Source organism: Mesorhizobium sp. M0292 (assembly GCF_040321695.1).
Lineage (GTDB): Bacteria > Pseudomonadota > Alphaproteobacteria > Rhizobiales > Rhizobiaceae > Mesorhizobium.
Genome location: NZ_JAMYSB010000002.1, coordinates 13348 through 32253 on the forward strand (window position 1 = coordinate 13348; position 18906 = coordinate 32253).

Sequence of the window (18906 nt, forward strand, 5' to 3'; positions counted from 1 at the left end):
CTGCCCGTTATCGGGTCTGCGGCGGACTTGGCGCGAGCCGGATGACTACTCCCTTTTCGCCTACTTGGCCACGCCATGCGAGGCGTTCGGCTGGCTGCCTTGCACCAAAACGCGGCGAAACCCAGCCGCCTTGGCCCGGTGTGTCGCCGCCGGAACGGATGTGGATCGCTGCGTCTGGAAAGTGGATAGTCATCAAAGGTTCAGCGCCGCGCAATATCGTGACAATGTTTCCATCCCTGTTGGCGTGGAGGTCGGCGGCGAGTTGGAAGACGATCTCAGCGACCCGGCTGCCGCCGAGCAGTTGGTCGGTCACGAGGATGCCGTCGCCATCGCGTGTCACGGCGCGTTGATGCACAACGCCGAAGCGGCCTTTGTACCCGTCATGTCGGGCACACAGCCTCCAGTGCGGCCCCGGCTCGCTCTCCACCAATGTCGCAACCGCCTTGTGCGACCAGTTGAACGCCCCGGAGATGATGCTTTGGCTTTTACCCTCTAGGTTCAGCGTGTTGTGCGCCGGCGTCGAGCGGAACCAGTCGCGCCAGCCTCCCCCCGAACCATAGAGCCATGTGCCGGGGTCGACCAGCACCGGATCGCCGTCAATGCACAGGGTGAGCGACAGCGCGTCGGCATGACCGTGCGCCGCTATCGAAAGGTAGCCCAGCGGGCCGTGGTCGTATGTCAGATGGACGTTGAGACCATTCATCTCGCCGCGCCAGACGGAGAGCCCGCCTTGCGTGAACGTATGCAATCCATCCGGCACCGGCGCCGGCCGCGGTGGCGCGCCGAAGAAAAGCGCGCGAAAATCGCCGGGCTCCGGTGCCCTGCCCGGCATCCGTAGAAAACCATGGATGGCGGCCGCGACCGATCCGACATAATCGGTTTCGCCCCCCAGCGTGATCACGCGGCCTTCATCATTGTCGCCGAAGCCGCTGGCTTTCGGCGGGAGCCAGCCTGCGAAATTGGCGAAAGCGGCCAAACGCGCTTCGACGGGCTGGGGAAAAGGCAGTCCGGCCTGGCGCGCCGCCGCAGCGCACAGCAGGAAAAGCTCGGCACTGAAGGCGGCGTAGGTCGGGGTCTGCTCGGCCCCGGCGCCATCGGCCAGGATCTGTTTGAGCACCTCAGCCAGGAGCGACTCGCGAGCCACCTCGGCCCCGAAAGCCAGACCGATCAGATATTCGCCAGCCAGTTCCGCGACGAGATGGTTGTTGGCGGACGAAAAACGGGAGGGAAACCGCGGCAGCCAATAGGCGCTTGCCGCCAGTATTTCACCGACTTTTTCTCGCGTCGCCGCGCCAAGCCGCTCGCCGACGAGGTCGAGCGTGACAATCAGGCTGATGGCTCGTAGCGCGACCTCGATGCCCGAGGCCCAGCCAACGCCCCGAAATGGTGGGTTGGCGAAATGCCAGCTCTCGATCGCCGCCTCGATGGCCGCACGGGATTGATCATCGCCGGTGAGAAGCAGATGGGCAGCCAGTGGCGGCAGTTGCTGCAGCCGGTTGATTTCCCAAACATATTTTACATCGCCACGGCCGGTGGCATGGCGAAAATCGATATCGAAAGTATGGGTCTTGGGGCCCGGCCAAAGCCGGCCGGTCACCGGATCAAGGCGCCAGAGCTCGGGTGGAAAGAGAGTATAGGGGTCTCGCTGTGGCCAGGTCTGCCCAAGTGCTGAAAACTGGCCTCGAAGAGTGTTTTGCGCAGCCGCCTCGATAGCTTGCCGCTGGGCTGGTGTCGCAGCGGCCGGCACAGCATTCCGCAATCCGTGCAGCACCGGGTGCAACTGCGGCGACGCATAGCGCTGCCAGCCGTTGTCGCGGCGGCGCGAAACGGTCCTCCGGCGCTGCTCGTCCAACCGATGCAATATCTCGGCCAACTCCATGCTGCGCAATCGGTTGAAATACCACCCGACCCTCATCCGCGCTCCGCCAAGATTTTGATCCTCATACACCATCCCGTCGAAAAAGCGTGTGGCGGCATCCTCTTTTCCGTTCCCGCGGTTAATATCTTCGGCCATGACGCGGAGTTTTGCGATGAGAAAAGTTGTCTACGTCATAGCGTGCGCGCTTGGCATGGCTATGTCAGCCGAGGCGGCGCCGATCCCGCTTGAGCGCGGCGTCGGCGTCCATGAATGGCTCAACTGGTCGCCGGTGGAGAAAGATGGTTCCTACAAATGGCCGCCCTATCGCAGCGAGAAGGAATGGCTTGCGGGCGGCAGGCCGCTCACCGATTGGCCGGACGGCGACCAGTTTGATCGCATTCGATCCATGGGCTTCGACTTTGTCCGGCTGAGTGTCGACCCTGGCCCTCTGCTTGCCAGCGAGGGCGCCAAACGACAACAGGCGCTGGACATGCTTGCCGCTGCGGTGCAGCGGGTCGTTTCAAGCGGGCTCAAGGTGGTTTTCGATCTGCATGGCGTCAGCCAGGTTCCAGCCTACAGCATGGAAATGATCTATGGCGGGGCCGACAGCGAGGGTGTTGCCCGCTATCGAAAAATGGTAGTGGCGGTGGCTGCCATGCTGATCAAAATTGGCGCCGACAAGGTCGCCCTCGAGCCCTATAACGAGCCCGCCTACTACCCTTGCGATTCAAGCGGCAGCGATGACTGGCAGCGGATCATGGCAGGCACGGTTCGCGATATTCGCGCCTTCAGCAGCGAACTCACCATCGTCGCGACCGGCGCCTGCGGCGGGAGCATCGCCGGACTGGTCAACCTGGACCCCAACTTCGACGACCCCAACGTCTATTACAGCTTCCACATGTATGATCCGCACAGCTTCACGCACCAGCGGGCCGATGACAAGAACGCTTTCTCCTCCGGCCTTCCCTGGCCTGCCGACGCCAGCACGCCCGAAGTGGTCGCCGAAACCCTCAAGGCGCAGATGGACGCCGCCGGCTTGAGCCAGATCGAAGAGGTGATGAACATGGCCTCGGCGCGTGAAACGATCGCCCGATACTTTGAGCAGAATTGGGGGCAGAGCCAGCTCGAAGCGGGTTTCCGTCAGGCGGTCGACTGGGCTGAAGCCCATGGCATAGCGAGCAGACGCCTGTTCGTGGGCGAATTCGGCGTTATCCTGATGTCTGCGGATGGCCGCATGGGAGCTTTCGATGCTGATCGCCTGCGCTATCTCATGGCAGTGCGCAGAGAGGCGGAACGCTTCGCGATGCCGTGGTCGGCCTGGGAATTCTCCAACCCTTACGGAATGAGTGTTATCCAACCCAAGGGGCCTGCGATCCCGGACCGGGAGATGTTGCGGGCACTAGGCCTGCCATAACTCGTCATCGGGTCAGGATCGGTTCGAGCGGTCTGCCTGGTTGCTGGCGATCAATCGCGTGGAAACCCAAGGACTATCGTCTCCAGTTGCAGCCGAGAGGGCCTGATCGAACCAAATCAGGCTCAGTTTTAAAATCACTCCACCGAGCAGCTATTTAATATATTCGCTGTAGATTGGTGTCCTCGATCATACGCAAACAAGGGAAAGAGGGCCAAGGGAAAGAATGTGCGGAATTGCCGGCTGGATTGGGCGCAGGGTCGAGAAGCCACAAGATCGGGCCGCCGGGATGTCGAATGCCTTGCAGCATCGTGGTCCCGATGCCGAAGGCATCGAACTCCTGGACCTGAACACAGGCGAGGACCAGTTGGCATTGGTGCATCGCCGCCTGGCGATTATTGACTTAAACGCCGATTCAAATCAGCCGATGCAGACCGAGGACGGACGGCTCCGGATTATTTTCAACGGCGAAATATACAACTACATCGAGCTGCGTGAGGAGTTGATCGGTCTCGGCCACCGTTTTCGCACACGCTCCGACACGGAAGTGCTGCTCAGGGCTTATGACCAGTGGCGCCTGGCCATGTTCGACCGATTGAGCGGGATGTTCGCTTTTGCGCTGTGGGACGCTCAACGGCGCGAATTGATCCTCGCCCGCGACCCCTTTGGAAAAAAACCCCTTTACCTCATGCAAGGCAGAAATTTGCTGTCGTTTGCCTCGGAGATCAGCGCGTTGTTGTCTGCGCAGCCAGATGGCCAGCAGCTCGATCTGGATGGAGTGCGCGAGTATCTGACCTGGCGTTACGTGCCTGGACCGCGGACGCTTTTCAAACAGATCCGCAAGCTCAACCCGGGAAGCTACGCTGTGTGGTCGCAAGGGGAAGTAACGGAAACGCGCTATTATGCGCCCCCGGATCAGACCGATCTGACAGCGGATATCGATCCAGGAACCGCCAAGCGACGATTTCTGGAATTGCTCGACCGTTCTGTCGAGATCAGGATGCGCAGTGATGCGCCGTTTGGCGCCTTTCTGTCCGGGGGGCTCGACTCGTCGGCAATCGTTGCCCTGATGACCAGGCACAGCGACAACCCCATTCGTACGTTTTCGGTCGGTTTCAGCGAACAGGCTTACAGCGAGCTTCCATTCGCCCGGCGCGTCGCCGATCATTTCAAGACCGATCATTGCGAAATCGTCATCCAGGCGGATGACCTGATGAATCATCTGCCCAAGATGGTCCGCCATCGGGGGGCACCTGTTTCACAAAGTACGGACATTCCAATTTACCTGATGTCGGTTCGAGCCTCGCTGGACGTCAAGATGGTGCTTACGGGCGAAGGGGCGGACGAGATTCTCGGCGGCTACCCCAAACATCGCGCAGAGTCTCTGGCGGGTGTCTACCGGTCACTTGTTCCAGCGTCGCTTCACAACAATCTCCTCGCCCCTTTGATGCGCGCATTGCCCGGCGCATCGGCCAAGTTCGACATATTTGCCCGAAGCGCGGGTGAACGGGACTTTGCCACCCGGATGATCTCCTGGTTTGGAGCCATGACGGCGCGGGAACGCGATTCGCTCCTCGGTGGATTGGCCACTTGCGGCCATGACCGCAATGATTTCCCGTTCTCTTCGAGTGTGACGGAATCTCATCTGCGCCGTGTGTTGTTTTTTGATCAGACATCGTGGTTGCCCGACAACCTCTTGGAACGGGGCGACCGAGTGATGATGGCCGGTTCAATCGAGGGGCGAATGCCATTCCTTGATCGCGATCTGGTTTCCTTCGTCAGCCAACTGCCCGATCGTTACAGGCTGGGCCTCCTGCACAGCAAACAGATCCTGCGCGACTGCATGGCCGGCATGGTTCCCGACGAGGTCCTCAACCGCCCAAAGATCGGCTTCAAGGTGCCCGTCGCCGAATGGTTCCGCGGGCCGATGAGCGATTATGTACGGGACCATCTGTGTTCGTCCCATTCGGTCATCCGTAGCTATTTGAGCGCCAAGAAGCTGGACCAGATTGTCAGGGAGCACGCCGAGCGCGCCGCGGACCACGAAAAACTGATATGGGCGCTTTTGAACCTGGAGATATTCCACCGCGAATTCGCGCTTGGCCCGCCGCAGTGACGACAATGAAGGACAGCGTCAGCGCTTGACCGATCGCGCCTCGGACGCGACCGATCTCCAGACATCGCAGATCGCGTCGACAAACGGTGCAAGCTCAAGCCTTTCCCGGTGCACCGCCATGGCGGCGGCGCCAAGCCGCGCGCGCAGCGCCGTATCCTCGACCAGCCGAGTTAACGCCTCGGTCAACGCCGCCACATCGCCGGGCGGCACCAACAGACCGGATTGTTCGTGGGTGATGATGTCCTCGACCGCGCCAACCGGGGTGGCCACGACAGCCAGGCCGGCCGCCATGCCTTCGATCACCGACATTGGCAGATTTTCGGCGAACGAGGGGAGCACCAGAATATCGGCCGAAGCGATCAGTGATGCGACCTCGTCAGGTCCCACCCAGCCCGGAAAAGCAATACGGTCGGCAATCCCTAGAGCGACCGACCTCGATCGTGCCGGCTCGACCTCACCATCGCCGGCGATCGTGGCACGCCAACCCCTGAGATGTTTCATCCGCTCCAGCGCCTCGCCCAACTGCGGCACGCCCTTTCGCTCGCCGATGCGGCCGAGGAACAGGATGTGCACGTGATCGCCTCCGCCGACATGCGCCAGGGAAGGAACTGCCGTGGCGTTGGGAACGATGACAATATTGCCGCCGTTCGCCGGTGCCCGGCTGGCGACGAAATCGCGCCAAAGCCCCCCCAGGACAATCACCCGGCCGGCATGCTCGAACAGAGCCCTGATACGGCGGCTCATGAAACTATGATCATCTTTCCAGAATGTCTGATACTGCGCCCCATGCAGATGAAGGACATATGGTATCGACAACAGCCTGGCGCAGGCGGCGATCATCATCTTGCGATAGGTGCTGCCGGAGACCGATATATTGATGTGAATGACGTCGGCGCGTCTGTCGAGGCGGGCCGCAAGCATCCGCGCGCAAAAACCAAGCATGTAGAAGATCGAAAGCCCGACATGTCCCGGGCCACGGCTGGAAAGAAAGCGCAGATCGATGTCGGCGATCTCTTGCCGTTCGAACTCCTGCTTCAGCGCCCCCATGATCCGGTCGATGCCGCCTTGTCCCGAAACGCCCGAGGGCGTTGCGACCAAGACATGTATTTTTCTATTGTGGGCGAGACGCTGCAACATGACACCATTTGGATTGCGGATGCCGGGTGACCCTAAAGCAAACGTTCCAAAAAAGGTTTACGACAAATCTTTTGGTTCAAACTGTATCCGTTCACCCTTTGCCGTCATCATGCTGGAATTCCCGTCGGTCAACGATTAATCGACGGCAAATTTTCCGGGAACAACCCTTTGCTGCTCAGTTCCACACTCATCTATGGCCCAGCTATTCTGCTGACGCGGGTTTCCGCTCTGCTCCTGCTGGTCGTCATGACGCGGCTGATCGACCAGACCGAGTATGGCCTGCTGACCCTGGTGGTCACCGTGGGCGAAATGACGGATGTTGCCGTTACCAACTGGCTGCGCATTGCCTTGCTGCGGCTTGGCGGAAAAGGCGACGTCAGCCGTGGCAGCCTGATGCTTGCCGGACAGGTATTGCTTGTCACCACGGTGCTGGCCCTGATCATATCCGTGATCGCCTCGGCGGTGATCGTGCCGGAGCGCTGGATCGAATTTGCAATCGCCGTCTGCAGCTATCTGATTGCCGGCTCCATCAGCCGGTTCGCGTTGACGGTGCTGCAAATGCAGCAGCGTCATTCCCTCTATTCGATGCTTGAATATCTGCGCGGCCTGCTGCAACTCGCCTTGCCGATCGCCGCCATCCTTATCTTCCAACGCTCGTTTCTGACGGTATCGCTCGGCTCGAGCCTCGCCGTGCTGATTGCCGGCATCGTGGCGTGCGTGGTGGCATCCGGGCGCGTTATTGGCGGCCCGCCGCGCTTCACCCACAAGGAGTTTTTTGCCCTCGGCGTGCCCCTCGTCATCATGGCGCTGGTCGGTTTCGGTCTCAACAGCGCTGAACGCGTCTTCCTCAAGCTCTACTACGATGCCGGCGCGGTGGCCGTCTTCGCAGCCGCCTACGCATTGGCTCGGCAGCCGATCGATATGGTCGCCAACGCAATCAACATGGGCGCATTTCCAGAAGTGGTCAGCCGCTTCGACGAAGAGGGATCCGAGGCGTCCGGGCGGTTGTTGTCGCAACTCATGGCCTTGATGATACGCCTTTGCCTGCCGGTCGCAGCAATGCTTATCGCGCTCAGCGGCGACATCACGCGACTCCTGCTGCCCGCGGAATATCATGGTCGCTTCGGTCTGCTGTTTCCGATCATCGCCTTCAGCGTTCTTTGTGCTAATCTCACAAGCTTCGTTTATGGCGTCGTGGTGCACGCGCATAAGCGGCCGTGGTTGCTGATCATCGCCAATTCCTTCGGCTCGGTGGCAACGATTTCACTGTCTTTTCTGTTGATCCCCACCATGGCGGAGGTTGGCGCGGCGTTGGCGTTGGCGGGCGGATCGCTGGCAGGTCTTGCAGCCTGCATCGTCATCGCCGAGAGGCTCACGCCGGTGCCGGTTCCCTGGCGCGACATCGCTGTCTCGGTCATCATTTCTATCTGCACCGGACTGGCCGCCAGCCTTGCCAGCACTGGGCTGGGCAATATGCCGGCGATCTTTCCGCTCGCGGCGGGCGGTGTCGCCGGCGCTGCGGCTTTCCTGGGACTGACCTGGTTGTTTCACCCCGCGGCCGTGACGCAGTTCATCGGCAAGCTAAGGGCACGGCTCCGGATCGCATAAATCCCGCGCTATGAGGCATGCTTGTCTGAAAGTCGCGAGCCTACGGATTGACGTTTCGGCGTCCCCGGCGAGACCAGAACTCACGCCACAGCAGCAGTGCATAGGCGGTGTTGGTATCGTAGTAGCGGCGCCACAATCGTCGCGGCTCCTGCGCCACGCGAAACAGCCACTCCAGGCCCGCCGCCTGAACCAGTCTCGGTGCCCGGGCGACCTTTCCACCATAGACGTCGAAGCTGCCGCCCACGCCCATGACGAAACTCGGAGCGAGTACGTCGCGATAGCGCTTGAGAAAGCGCTCCTTGCTCGGCGTCGGCATCGCCACAAACAGACAGTCGGCACCTGAAGCATTGATGGCCTCGACGATCGCGGCCTCTTCCTCCGCCTTGAAATACCCATTGCGCCGGCCGGCAATGGCCAGGCTCGGATGATCTCTGGCAAGTCGGCTTTCAACTGCGTCGAGAATGTGCTGTTCAGCGCCCAGAAGGTAGGGGCGATAGCCACGCTTGGCGCACAGCGCCAGCAGGTTGATCATGACGTCGACGCCGGTCACACGCTCGGGCAACTCGACGCCGCAGAGCCGCGCGCCCCAAAGCACGCCTTTGCCATCGACATTGACCATATCCGCCCCGACGACATCCTCGCGCAGTTCAGCATTCTTGCGCATGTTCACAAGCTTGGCGACGTTCACGACAACATGATGAAGCGGCCGCCGCGTCGCCATCGCCTCGTCTGCGATGGCCAGCGTCTCGGCCATGGTCAGCGCATGGATGGTCGCACCGAGAAACTCGCGGCGGCGCGATGCCAATAGAGAGTGTTGCGCCCATGCCGGGTCATGCGAGTTCATGCCGCTTCTCCGGTGCGAGCGAGAGACTGCGAGCGTTCCATTTCGGATTTCTTGCCTTCGATGCGGGCGTCGGGCTTGCGCGCCTTGCGCCAGGTCCACAGGCCCCGTGTGTCGACGAGCTTCTTGTCCTTGAGCGCTTCGGGATCGATCAGATTGAATTGTCGATGGTCGACCAGCAGGACGACGATATCGGATTGGTCAATAGCGGAAAGTGCATCGGTGAACATGACGCCGCTGCCCTCGAGCTCGTGTGGCAACTGACGCGCATTGGGCTCGGCAGCGACGATCTTGATATTGGGAATCTTGGACAGAAGCTTAACAACCTCGACCGCCGGGCTCTCGCGCATATCGTCGATGTTGGGTTTGAAGCTGAGGCCAAGACAGGCGATCGTCTGCTTGCGGGTCGGGTCGAGCAATGCCTCGATGTCCCTGACCACCGACAAGGGTCGCTCGGAATTGATTCGCCGCGCCGAACTGATCAGCCGCGTATTGTTCGGTGCGGCGTCGATGATAAAATACGGATCGATCGCAATGCAGTGGCCGCCCACGCCCGGGCTCGGCTGCAGGATGTTCACGCGAGGATGCCGGTTGGCGAGATCGATTACCTCCCAGACATTGAGCGATAGATCCTGGCACACCGCCGCAAGCTCATTGGCGAAGGCGATATTGACATCGCGGAACGCATTTTCGGTCAGCTTAACCAGTTCCGCGCTTTCGGCCTGGGTTATGAACAGGTCGCCGGCGACGAAGCTTGAATAGAGTGCCGCTGTCCGCTCCGAAGACTTTCGGGACAGTCCGCCGATCGAGCGATCATTGTTGATCAGCTCGGTCAGCACCTTTCCCGGCAGCACGCGCTCGGGAGAGTAGGCGACCAGGACGTCAGCTTCCTCGCCATGCGCAACGGGAAATTTGAGATCGGGTCGCAGTTCCGCGAGCAGCGCTGTCATGACGCGCGTCGTGCCGACCGGCGATGTTGATTCCAGCACCACCAGGTCGTCCCGTTTTAGCACCGGAGCGATGCTTCGCGCTGCCGCAAGCACGTAGCTGACATCCGGCTTGCGGTCCGGGGTGATCGGAGTTGGAACGGCAATAATATAGGCATCGGCCGGCTGAGGCGTGCTGAATGCCTTGAGCTTGCCATTGGCGACGACTTTCTGGATCAAACCATCCAGGTCCGGTTCGATGATGTGGATTTCGCCGCGGTTGACCTTCGCGACCACCGCCTCATTGATATCGACACCGATGACTTCGAGTCCGCGGCTGGCAAAAATGGCGCAGGTCGGCAGGCCGATATAGCCCATGCCGACAACGGAAACGGTTTTGATTTCAGCCATGATTCAGCAATTCCTCAACGATCCGGGTCGCAGCTTGGCCATCGCCGTATGGGTTGTGCCTCTCCGCCATGCCGCGATAGACGCTCTCATCATCGAGCAGGCTATTGGCATTGGCCAGAATTTTTTCGATATCGGTACCGACCAGCCGGGCAGTACCAGCGGCGATCCCTTCGGGTCGCTCCGTGTTTTCCCGCATCACCAGCACCGGCTTGCCGAGTGAAGGCGCCTCTTCCTGCACGCCGCCGCTGTCGGTCAACACCAGGTAGCTCTGTTTCTGCAGGTACAGGAACGGCAAATAGTCCTGCGGGTCGATCAGGTGGATGTTCGGCACCGTCCCGATTTCGGCGTCGACCACGGAGCGCACATTCGGGTTGGGATGGACCGGGTAGATGATCTGCACATCCCTGCGCGCCGACAATGCCTTCAGCGCGGTGCAGATCCTCTGGATGCCGCCATCGAAATTCTCACGGCGATGACCGGTGACGAGGATCATTTTCTTGGTCGGATCGATGAAGGGGAAACGAGCGGCGAGCTTGGCGTTCATCAGCTTGTCGGCATCGATCTCGCTGGAGAAATGCAGCAGCGTGTCGATCACGGTATTGCCGGTTACGAAGATGGTGTTCGCAGCCTTTCCTTCGGCGATGAGATTGTCGCGCGCCTCGGTGGTCGGCGCAAAATGCCAAGTGGCGATGTTGCCGGCAATCTTGCGGTTCAGTTCCTCCGGAAAGGGAGAGTTGATGTTGTGGCTGCGCAATCCCGCCTCGATATGGGCAACCGGAATCCGCTTGTAGAAGGCAGCTAGAGCCGCGGTCATCGCGGTGGTTGTGTCGCCCTGGACGATGACGATGTCCGGCTTCGCCTTCTCCAGCACCCCCGCCATTCCGAGGAGCACGCGCGAGGTCACGTCGAACAACGTCTGACCTGGCTGCATGATGTTGAGATCGTAGTGCACCGGTAGGCCCGTCAATTCAATGACCTGATCGACCATCTCGCGATGCTGGCCCGTCACACATATTTCCGTGGTAAAGCCTGGATGGGCGAGCGCGGCGCGCGCCACCGGAAAACATTTGAGCGCCTCCGGCCTCGTGCCGAACACGATCAGCAGTTTTCGCCTTGAGGGCAATCTCGGATGTGAAACGGCGTTCATGGTTGACCCTGGTCACCGAAAGCGTGGGCGCCCGGCTGACATGTGCTTTCAGCCTAACAATAGCGCCCTGAACCGCCTTCGTATTCAAAAAAATTAACGTATGATTAACGCTAGAGTCCGCAGCCCCCCTTGGGCAAGCCTTGCCAGGAACTGTGGGGAAAGATACCAGAGCAAGCCATTTTTTGCTTTAACGAGAATAACTTGGGTTGACTAATATTTTAATCATCGGCCACGCCGTCGGATCCCGGCGCTGGGAAAATGAGCTTTTTATGCGGTTGGATGCGGCTGGTTACGTGGTCTCGAGTTGCCACGCGCCGGCGGCGGCGCCAACCGCTCGGGGGCTGGACACTGTCTTGGCGATCGAGAGCCGGCGTTTCGGTCCCTCGCTGGCGGGCCGGTCCGAGCCGTTGCCGCCCATCGATCGCGGCCCTCCGGACCTCGTCATAGATCTCACTGCCAGCGCAACGGGGCAAGACGCGCCAGTCCTGAGGCTCGAATTTTGCGGTCGCAACAGCTTTCCAGCCGGCGTTGCCGCAATGTTGGCGAGCGGACAATTGCCTGAACTTGGCGCTCGCCTCGATGGCGTTGTCGTGGCCCAGGCTAGACCGATGCTGGCAGACAGGCTCTGGCTATCTCGAAGCTGCAACGACCTGCTCGCCGGCGCCATGTCGCTGATCATGCAAACCGTCGCCCGCTTCTTTGCGGGCAAGCTTGTGCCGGTAAGCGACAACCCGGTGCCGATCCTGAAGAACGACAGTTTTGTTCGACACTATGTGCCCTTTTTTGGCAGGGCTTTGATCGATCGCGCCGTGCAAAAAATCAGGCGGGGACGACGCCCCTTCTATTGGCAGGTTGCCTATCGGGTGATCGACGGACCAGGCATCGCCGAAACCGGGCAACTCGACGGCAAACCGTTCACAGTCCTGCCGGACGATGGCCAACGCTTCTATGCCGACCCGTTCGTCTTCGAGGCCGACCGCCGCCATCATCTGTTTGTCGAGGAATTCCCCTACGCGACGAGTCGTGGCGTGATTTCCGTCGCCGAGCTCGGTGACGATGGCACTTTCGGTGTTCCAAGGGTTGTATTGGAGGAAGCGCACCACCTGTCGTATCCGCAGGTGTTCGCACACGATGGCGAGATTTTCATGATCCCCGAAAGTGGTTCGGCTCGCGAACTTGTGCTCTATCGCGCCGCGCAGTTTCCCGACCGCTGGGTCCGCGACACGGTGCTGATGGCGGACAGGGATTTCAACGACGCGACGCTGCTCGAATCCGACGGTCGCTTCTGGCTGGTTGGAACGGAGCGGTTCGGCTACGGCAGCGCGTCGGACACGATGGCGGTCTATTGCGCACCCTCGCTGCGCGGGCCATGGGTCGCCCATCCGCTCAATCCCATTGCCGTCGATCATTCGGCCACCCGGCCGGGCGGCGCCTTTATCCGCCACGACGATGCCCTGGTGCTGCCGGTGCAGAACGGATCGAGGGCCTATGGCGGTGGTCTGGGGCTGATGCGGCTTGAGCGACTCGACGCGTCCGATGTCCGTTTTGCCTCGCCCCGGCCGATCGGCGCGGGTCCGGCATGGGCACGCACGGGCATTCATACGCTTAACCGCGCCGGCAATGTCGAGGTCGTGGACAGCGCGGGCTGACTGAAGCGCTGAAAGCCGTGAGCGTCCCGTTGCGTGGCCTGCTTATTTGTTCTCCGTGGCAATATGAGGAAGCGGTGTGTTTCTCGTCTTCCTTCTGCCGTTCAGGGTCTGAAGAATCGGCTTCTCGATCATCTCGTAAATCACCAGACTGACGAGGCAGGCTGCCACGATGCTGACCACCGACACCAACAATACCGTTGTCGGATGCTCGTATCCGACGGTGCGTCTGGCCAGGTACGCCACAGCGCCGATCACGAAGATATGCGACAGATAAAGCGCGTAGGAAGCGTCGCCCAACTGCTCGAGAAGGCTCCAGTGCTTGAGTTTCGGCTCCAGAATGAGGCTGAGATGAAGTAGGCCCGCCGCCCACATTGCTTGTCCCGCGAAGCTGATCTGACCCAAGAGCGGCGTACCGTCATCGACGAATGAAAGCACCACGCCTGCAGCGGTCATTACGCCGAATATCCAGGCATGGCGTATGTCGGAAGTGAAATCACCGTCCAAATAGCGCCGCCCTATCCACATGCCGATGACGAATGCCACCGGAGAAGGGTTGAGATAGAACTGGATAACAGGGTTGGTGGGAGCCAGCCACAGCCCGGCTATCCACATCGCAATGAAAAAGACCGTCAGCACAAATACGCGCGAGGTCACGGACAGGAATGCGAACACCGCAAAAGCGATATAGAAAAATACCTCGTAATTGAGCGTCCAGCCGAGTGAGAGGATTGGACTGGCGCTATCCCGTCCAGGCGCTTCGTGAACAATGAAGAGGAGCGACTGAAGATAGTGGGGCCATGTAAAGACGGTCTTCTGGAAGAGACTTGGCACGAGCGCCGCCAGAACCGCGGCGAGGCTGGTGAAAAGCCAGTAAAGGGGGATGATCCGGATTGCTCGGCGTTTCAGGAAGGTGGCAGCGGAAAACAGACCATCTCCCGTAATATGGACCATTATGAAACCGCTGATGACAAAGAACAGAACGACGCCCAGGCGGCCCGCCGTCACGATAATCAGATTGTCCACGCCAATCTGATAGGAAAAGGCGTGTGCGAACAGAACCAGCAAGGCGGCGCAGGCGCGAAGATACTGAATCGAATAGAATTTCTTCACCTTGATCTCCTGCGCTTTGCCGGCGCCTGATGCCATTGTGCCGTCCACAGGCAGCGCGTCGGGCGCCGTGCAAAGCATCGCCATCAATACGACCGGCCAATTAAGTGTGGGTTACCGAGTTCATGAAATAGCGTAAATCCGGCTGCCGATGCATGTCGCGCAAGTGCATTGCCTGCATTCGTTCCCACGCGGCGCACTTTGGTGAGATCTCAATGAGCGGTGTCCGGCTTTTCGGCAAAGCTGACATGTGGCGGCCCATGCCGGGCATCGCCACTGTTAAGATCGGGTTATCCATATTCCTTTACGTTCGTGCAGGAAAATGTACCCGGGGGCGCGTTCGTCCCCTGCCGTCTCAATCGCAAGCCGCAACGCTGGTCGGATAATCGTGAGTGTCACCCCCACAGAGCAACAGTTCGTGACCGCGCAGGCCAGCCGCCAAGACGCCCTCACACTCCTGTTCTTTCTCCTCGCGGCCTTCGCTTTCCTGCTCCGCTCGACCATCTCGCCGCAGTTGATGAATATGGTGATGTCCTATTCGACGGAGGGGGGGTCGTTTCCCGAAAAGCTGCATATCGGGACCTATGCGATCTTTCTGCTGCTTGTCGTCATCGCCACGACCCGGCCAATTCGGCTCGAAGGCGATGAAGTCAGGCTGTTCAAGGCGACATTGTTATATTCGCTGCTGCTGTTGTGGCTGGTGCCTTATCTCTTCGTGATAGGCCGTGCCGGCTCGGCCGGCTTCATAATCGATTCCTATCTGGTCTCTTGTGCCGCGGCGATGATCATGCTTGCCTTGGGTGACCATGTGCGCAGGGCGCTTGGCAATGTCATCGTCGGCATGATCGTCCTCAGCGCCATCATCGGAACGATCGAGGCCGTCACCCAGCATCGATTCCTGCCCTATCCCCTCGTTGAGCTGGACTTTCGGCCGATCGGACTGTCGGCCCATCCGCTGGCGCTGGGCGCGCTTTGCACCACCGCCATAGGTTTCGTTGCATTGACGCGGTGGCGTATCTGGGTGTGCGCGCTTTGCATCTTCATTCTCTTCATCGGCACGGCCGCTTCGGGCGCGCGCACCGCCCTGCTGCTCGCTTGCGGCGAGATCCTGTTCCTGCTCGTGTTCCTGCCTTGGCCGGACTTGTCACCCAGACATCAACGCCAGGCCAAACTCCTGGTGCTGATGCTGACGCTGGCCGGTGGCGCCATACTGATTGCGATACTCTTTTCGGCGGGGCTGCTGAACCGCTTCAGCAACACGCTCTTTGATCAAAATTACGACGCGCGCGTCAAGATCTACGATGTATTCAAGTTCGTTGAATGGAGGGACATCCTGCTTGGCATGAATCCCAACGAGTTGTTGAAGATCGTCAACGAAAAGCTCAACCTCCCCTTCATCGAAAGCACGCCGGTCGTTCTTACGCTTTTGTTCGGCCTGCCGATCGCCCTGCTCTTCGCGTTTGCTTTCTTCCGGTTCCTTTTCAAGCTCCTGCGCAATACGCCTCGGGCCGCCCATATCGCAGCGGCCGCGTCCATCCTCGCGGCATTGTCAAACAATGCCCTTTCTTCGAAGGCGCCGGATATCATGCTGCTCGTCATCTTGTTGCTCGCTTATCGAAAGCCGGATGGGCGCCAAACCGGCACGCCCCTTCAAGGCCAACCAGCATCAACAGCGACATGACGCCAAGCCCGCTCCTTGCGGGTGCCCTCGCGACGACCTCTTGTATTTCCATTTGAAACGCCTGCACGCTTTGCCAGGCTACGACGGGCGTGGCAGAATACCGACCAAGGGTGGATAGGTCGCTGTTCCGGAACGCGCCTGACACGCCTGGAAAATGAAATGTTAACGATGTTTCCGTAAAGCAGGCTGTGCGTATTGAATATTAAAGGGTTAGCATGATGTCCGCCGCTTCCGGTCCTCCTCCAGCCGCGGCCGCCGCCGGCATTAGCCCCTATGAACGGATCGAAAATGCGCGGCGCGCCAGCAGGCCAAAGCCGCAACAAACCGCGCCGATCATGGCACATGCGGCGGCACCCGCCGTAACGTCGGCCCCTGTAACGTCGGCCCCTGTAACGTCGGCCCCTGTGTCGCCTGCACCCGTGGCGCCGCCTGTAGCCGAGCCCGTCACGACGGTGACGCTCAACAAGATCGGAACCTTTCTCGAACTCGATTTCGGGCGTCTGTTTGTCTGGCTGCGCGCCGGCCTCGCTCTGGTATGCCTGCTGGCAATAGCCGGCGGGATCATCGGCGGTGCCTACGCTCTGCTGAGCAAGCAGCGCTACACCGTGACCACGGACATCCTCATCAATCCCGCCAATCTTCAGGTTGTTCCGAACGATCTTTACCCGCAATCGGCCCAGGTCGATGGACAGCTGCTCAGCGCGCGCAGCAAAGAGCGCATCTTGACCTCGGGCAGCGTGCTTTCACGTGTTGTAGACGATCTTGACCTGGCCAGTGACCCGGAGTTCTTCGACGCGGACCGTAGCCGCACAGGGACGGACGGCGCCAAACCCGATCCAAAGCTTACCGCCCTGAAGAACCTGGCGGAACGGGTTGGCAGCATCGCGGATGAAAAGTCGTTTGTCACGACCTTGATGGTATCGGCGGAAACCCCCGCCAAGGCGATCCTGATTTCGCAGGATATCGTCAAGACTTTCCAGGAAGAGCTGGCCAGCGCCGAGGCTTCCGGCGCCAGCCGTGCCGCGGCGGCGCTGGACGGGCGGCTGGGCCAGCTCAAGAGCGATGTGCAGGCGGCCGAAGAGAAGGTCGAAGCCTATAGGCGCAGCCACAATCTGGCCACCAGCAATGGGCAGCTTGTTTCCTCGCAAACCATGACCCAGCTCAACGGCCAGATCGTGGAGACGCAATCGCGCGTCATCGCCGCGCAGGCAAGTTACGACGCCCTGCTTGCCGCCGGCGCAAACGGCACCAATTCCGGTCCCGCCACGTCGGAGGCGCTTGTGGCGCTGCGCGCAACGGCCAACGGCCTGCGCCAGCAGATCGATTCGCAGTCGATGACCTTTGGCCCCCGTCATCCGTCGATCGTCAGGCTGAAGACGGAGTACAACACGGTCAGCGCGCAACTCAGCGCCGAATACGCGCGCACCCTGCGCCTGGCGAAGGTCAATCTCGATGCCGCCAAAACCTCGTCGGCCTCCCTCAATGCCAAGATGAATGACTTGAAGGGCAACGTGTTCTCGGATAGCGATTCCGAGGTCGCCTTGCGTGAGCTTGAACGTGACGCCGCGTCGAAGACGGCTATCTATGAGAGCTTCCTGTCGCGGGCACGCCAGATAACCGAGCGCGAACAGATCGACAGCACCAATGTGCAGGTGATTTCCACCGCAGTGCCGCCAAAGGGCCGTTCATGGCCCCCGCGCACCGTCGTGATGATCGGCCTGGGGGCTATTGGCGGCATGATCCTCGGCATGTTGCTCGCCATTACCCTGGGTATCGTGCGCGACATGCGGCTTCCGCCGAACCGCCCGGATGTCATTGCCAGCCGCGCCTGAAATGGCGAAGCGGATTGTCTTTCACATTGCCAGCCTCAGGGGCGGCGGCGCCGAGCGTGTGTTCGTCCTGATAGCGAACGAGCTGGCATCGCGCGGCCACAACGTCACGCTTTTTACCTGGAACGCGCAGGGGCCCAATGCCGCCCTGCTTTCGCCTGCCGTGCATCTGGTCGATTTCGGCCTCCCCATTCGCGGCGAGGGTTATGGCAAGTGGGCGACATTGAAAGGCATCGTGCGAAGCGCGGGCCTGCTTGGCCGCCTTTCTCCCGACGCGATCTACAGCGCCCCGGAATTCGCCAATCTGGTCGTGGCGCTGGCGCTTTCCCTCGCGCGAAGCAGGGCGCGGTTCTTCCCGAGTTTCCACGCCGCCGCCTCACTGCCTTCCGGCAGCCTTGGCGCGAAAATGGCGGTCTGGCTTTCGGCCCTGGTTGCGGCCCGCGCCACCAGGGCCATCGCGGTTTCTGAGGGTGTCGGCGGCGATCTTGTGGCCCGAGGCTTCCCGAAATCCAAGGTCGTGGTCATCAACAACCCGCTGCCGCCGGCTGCGGCATCCCAGCAACGCTCCTACGCCTGGCAGGCAGAGCTCGCGGCGATGGGCGACGGCCCCATCATCATCACCGCCGGACGCCTGGTGCCCGTTAAGGATCATTGGACGTTGCTGCGGGCCTTCGCTGTGCTGCGCGCCGGCCGCCGGGCCCGGCTTGTCATCTTCGGCGAGGGTCCGCTGGCCGACGAGTTGCGCGCCTATGCCAAAGAATCCGGTATCGGCGCAGACGTTCTGTTTGCGGGCTATGTCAATGATCCGGCGGCCTGCTACGCCGTAGCTGACTTGTTCGTCCTATCATCGACCAGCGAGGGCTTCGGCAATGTTCTGGTCGAGGCCATGGCAGCGGGGATTCCGGTGGTCTCCACGGACGCGCCGCACGGCCCGCGCGAAATACTTGATGACGGCCGCTTCGGCGCCCTGGTGCCGGTCGGCGATGCCGCGGCCCTGGCAGTGGCGATGGCCGGAATGCTCGACCAGCCGACAACCGCCGCGATCCTGAAAAGCAGGGCGGCGGATTTCGAAATTGAAAAGATCGGAGACCGGTACGAGGCGTTGCTCTGAATTAGCGCATGGATCGGCTTGCGGCGGCACAGGAATCCGCCATTGATGGGACAGGACGCCGCCAACATAGGCCG

The 18906-nt window shown here is 60.6% G+C and carries 14 protein-coding genes; 8 read left to right on the forward strand and 6 right to left on the reverse strand.

Annotated elements, in window-relative coordinates:
* Window positions 1-7: 7 nt before the first annotated feature.
* Window positions 8-1597, reverse strand: a complete 1590-nt coding sequence (locus tag NKI96_RS02930; RefSeq protein ID WP_352802853.1) for a heparinase II/III family protein — start codon at window positions 1595-1597, stop codon at window positions 8-10.
* Between the two features lie 96 nt (window positions 1598-1693).
* On the opposite strand from NKI96_RS02930, the gene NKI96_RS02935 reads away from it, so the two are divergent.
* The 3 genes from NKI96_RS02935 (at window position 1694) to asnB (ending at window position 5385) form a co-directional block, all read left to right on the forward strand.
* Entirely contained in the window at window positions 1694-2107 is a 414-nt protein-coding gene (locus NKI96_RS02935; RefSeq protein ID WP_245276468.1) for a hypothetical protein, read from the forward strand.
* Complete coding sequence (locus NKI96_RS02940; RefSeq protein WP_352513968.1) at window positions 2076-3272, forward strand: glycoside hydrolase family 5 protein; 1197 nt, start codon at window positions 2076-2078, stop codon at window positions 3270-3272. The genes NKI96_RS02935 and NKI96_RS02940 overlap by 32 nt, the downstream gene beginning before the upstream one ends.
* A gap of 223 nt (window positions 3273-3495) precedes the next feature.
* Window positions 3496-5385, forward strand: coding sequence for an asparagine synthase (glutamine-hydrolyzing) (gene asnB / locus NKI96_RS02945; protein WP_352513969.1), 1890 nt, complete (start codon window positions 3496-3498; stop codon window positions 5383-5385).
* Between the two features lie 18 nt (window positions 5386-5403).
* Here asnB and NKI96_RS02950 read toward each other — a convergent pair whose 3' ends face one another.
* Window positions 5404-6522 (reverse strand): glycosyltransferase family 4 protein, encoded by a 1119-nt coding sequence (locus NKI96_RS02950; RefSeq protein WP_352802857.1) that lies wholly within the window; start codon window positions 6520-6522, stop codon window positions 5404-5406.
* Window positions 6523-6690: 168 nt separating this feature from the next.
* Between NKI96_RS02950 and NKI96_RS02955 the strand changes: the two genes are divergently transcribed.
* Window positions 6691-8130 (forward strand): lipopolysaccharide biosynthesis protein, encoded by a 1440-nt coding sequence (locus NKI96_RS02955; RefSeq protein ID WP_352513970.1) that lies wholly within the window; start codon window positions 6691-6693, stop codon window positions 8128-8130.
* A gap of 40 nt (window positions 8131-8170) precedes the next feature.
* Here the strand turns inward: NKI96_RS02955 and NKI96_RS02960 are convergent, their stop codons facing one another.
* Genes NKI96_RS02960 through wecB form a run of 3 tightly spaced genes read right to left on the reverse strand, consistent with a single transcriptional unit; the run spans window position 8171 to window position 11455 of the window.
* Entirely contained in the window at window positions 8171-8974 is an 804-nt protein-coding gene (locus NKI96_RS02960; protein WP_023833544.1) for a WecB/TagA/CpsF family glycosyltransferase, read from the reverse strand.
* A complete protein-coding gene (gene wecC / locus NKI96_RS02965; protein WP_352594715.1) occupies window positions 8971-10308 on the reverse strand; it encodes a UDP-N-acetyl-D-mannosamine dehydrogenase in 1338 nt (445 codons plus the stop codon). The genes NKI96_RS02960 and wecC overlap by 4 nt, the downstream gene beginning before the upstream one ends.
* Window positions 10301-11455 carry a non-hydrolyzing UDP-N-acetylglucosamine 2-epimerase gene (gene wecB, locus NKI96_RS02970; protein WP_023671798.1) on the reverse strand — a complete coding sequence of 385 codons (1155 nt, stop codon included), beginning with the start codon at window positions 11453-11455 and terminating at the stop codon, window positions 10301-10303. The genes wecC and wecB overlap by 8 nt, the downstream gene beginning before the upstream one ends.
* 665 nt (window positions 11456-12120) lie before the next feature.
* Between wecB and NKI96_RS02975 the strand changes: the two genes are divergently transcribed.
* Window positions 12121-13104, forward strand: a complete 984-nt coding sequence (locus tag NKI96_RS02975) for a glucosamine inositolphosphorylceramide transferase family protein (protein ID WP_245260781.1) — start codon at window positions 12121-12123, stop codon at window positions 13102-13104.
* Window positions 13105-13146: 42 nt separating this feature from the next.
* Here NKI96_RS02975 and NKI96_RS02980 read toward each other — a convergent pair whose 3' ends face one another.
* Window positions 13147-14250: an acyltransferase family protein gene (locus NKI96_RS02980; protein WP_196814781.1), complete on the reverse strand. Its 1104-nt coding sequence runs from the start codon at window positions 14248-14250 to the stop codon at window positions 13147-13149.
* A 379-nt stretch (window positions 14251-14629) separates the two neighbouring features.
* On the opposite strand from NKI96_RS02980, the gene NKI96_RS02985 reads away from it, so the two are divergent.
* From NKI96_RS02985 to NKI96_RS02995, 3 genes are all read left to right on the forward strand, one after another.
* Window positions 14630-15892: a VpsF family polysaccharide biosynthesis protein gene (locus tag NKI96_RS02985; protein WP_023671794.1), complete on the forward strand. Its 1263-nt coding sequence runs from the start codon at window positions 14630-14632 to the stop codon at window positions 15890-15892.
* Window positions 15893-16110: 218 nt separating this feature from the next.
* The gene (locus tag NKI96_RS02990; protein ID WP_031196492.1) at window positions 16111-17724 is read left to right on the forward strand and encodes a GumC family protein; all 1614 of its coding nucleotides are present in this window, start codon (window positions 16111-16113) and stop codon (window positions 17722-17724) included.
* Between the two features lies 1 nt (window position 17725).
* The gene (locus NKI96_RS02995) at window positions 17726-18832 is read left to right on the forward strand and encodes a glycosyltransferase (RefSeq protein WP_352650625.1); all 1107 of its coding nucleotides are present in this window, start codon (window positions 17726-17728) and stop codon (window positions 18830-18832) included.
* The last annotated feature ends 74 nt before the right edge of the window (window positions 18833-18906 follow it).

Coding starts and splice junctions, on each gene's coding strand:
- NKI96_RS02975 (WP_245260781.1), top strand. CDS start 12,121: ATGTCGCTGATCATGCAAACCGTCGCCCGCTTCTTTGCGGGCAAGCTT.
- asnB (WP_352513969.1), top strand. CDS start 3,496: ATGTGCGGAATTGCCGGCTGGATTGGGCGCAGGGTCGAGAAGCCACAA.
- NKI96_RS02940 (WP_352513968.1), top strand. CDS start 2,076: ATGTCAGCCGAGGCGGCGCCGATCCCGCTTGAGCGCGGCGTCGGCGTC.
- wecB (WP_023671798.1), bottom strand. CDS start 11,455: ATGAACGCCGTTTCACATCCGAGATTGCCCTCAAGGCGAAAACTGCTG.
- NKI96_RS02995 (WP_352650625.1), top strand. CDS start 17,726: ATGGCGAAGCGGATTGTCTTTCACATTGCCAGCCTCAGGGGCGGCGGC.
- NKI96_RS02960 (WP_023833544.1), bottom strand. CDS start 8,974: ATGAACTCGCATGACCCGGCATGGGCGCAACACTCTCTATTGGCATCG.
- NKI96_RS02980 (WP_196814781.1), bottom strand. CDS start 14,250: ATGGCATCAGGCGCCGGCAAAGCGCAGGAGATCAAGGTGAAGAAATTC.
- NKI96_RS02950 (WP_352802857.1), bottom strand. CDS start 6,522: ATGTTGCAGCGTCTCGCCCACAATAGAAAAATACATGTCTTGGTCGCA.
- NKI96_RS02990 (WP_031196492.1), top strand. CDS start 16,111: ATGTCCGCCGCTTCCGGTCCTCCTCCAGCCGCGGCCGCCGCCGGCATT.
- wecC (WP_352594715.1), bottom strand. CDS start 10,308: ATGGCTGAAATCAAAACCGTTTCCGTTGTCGGCATGGGCTATATCGGC.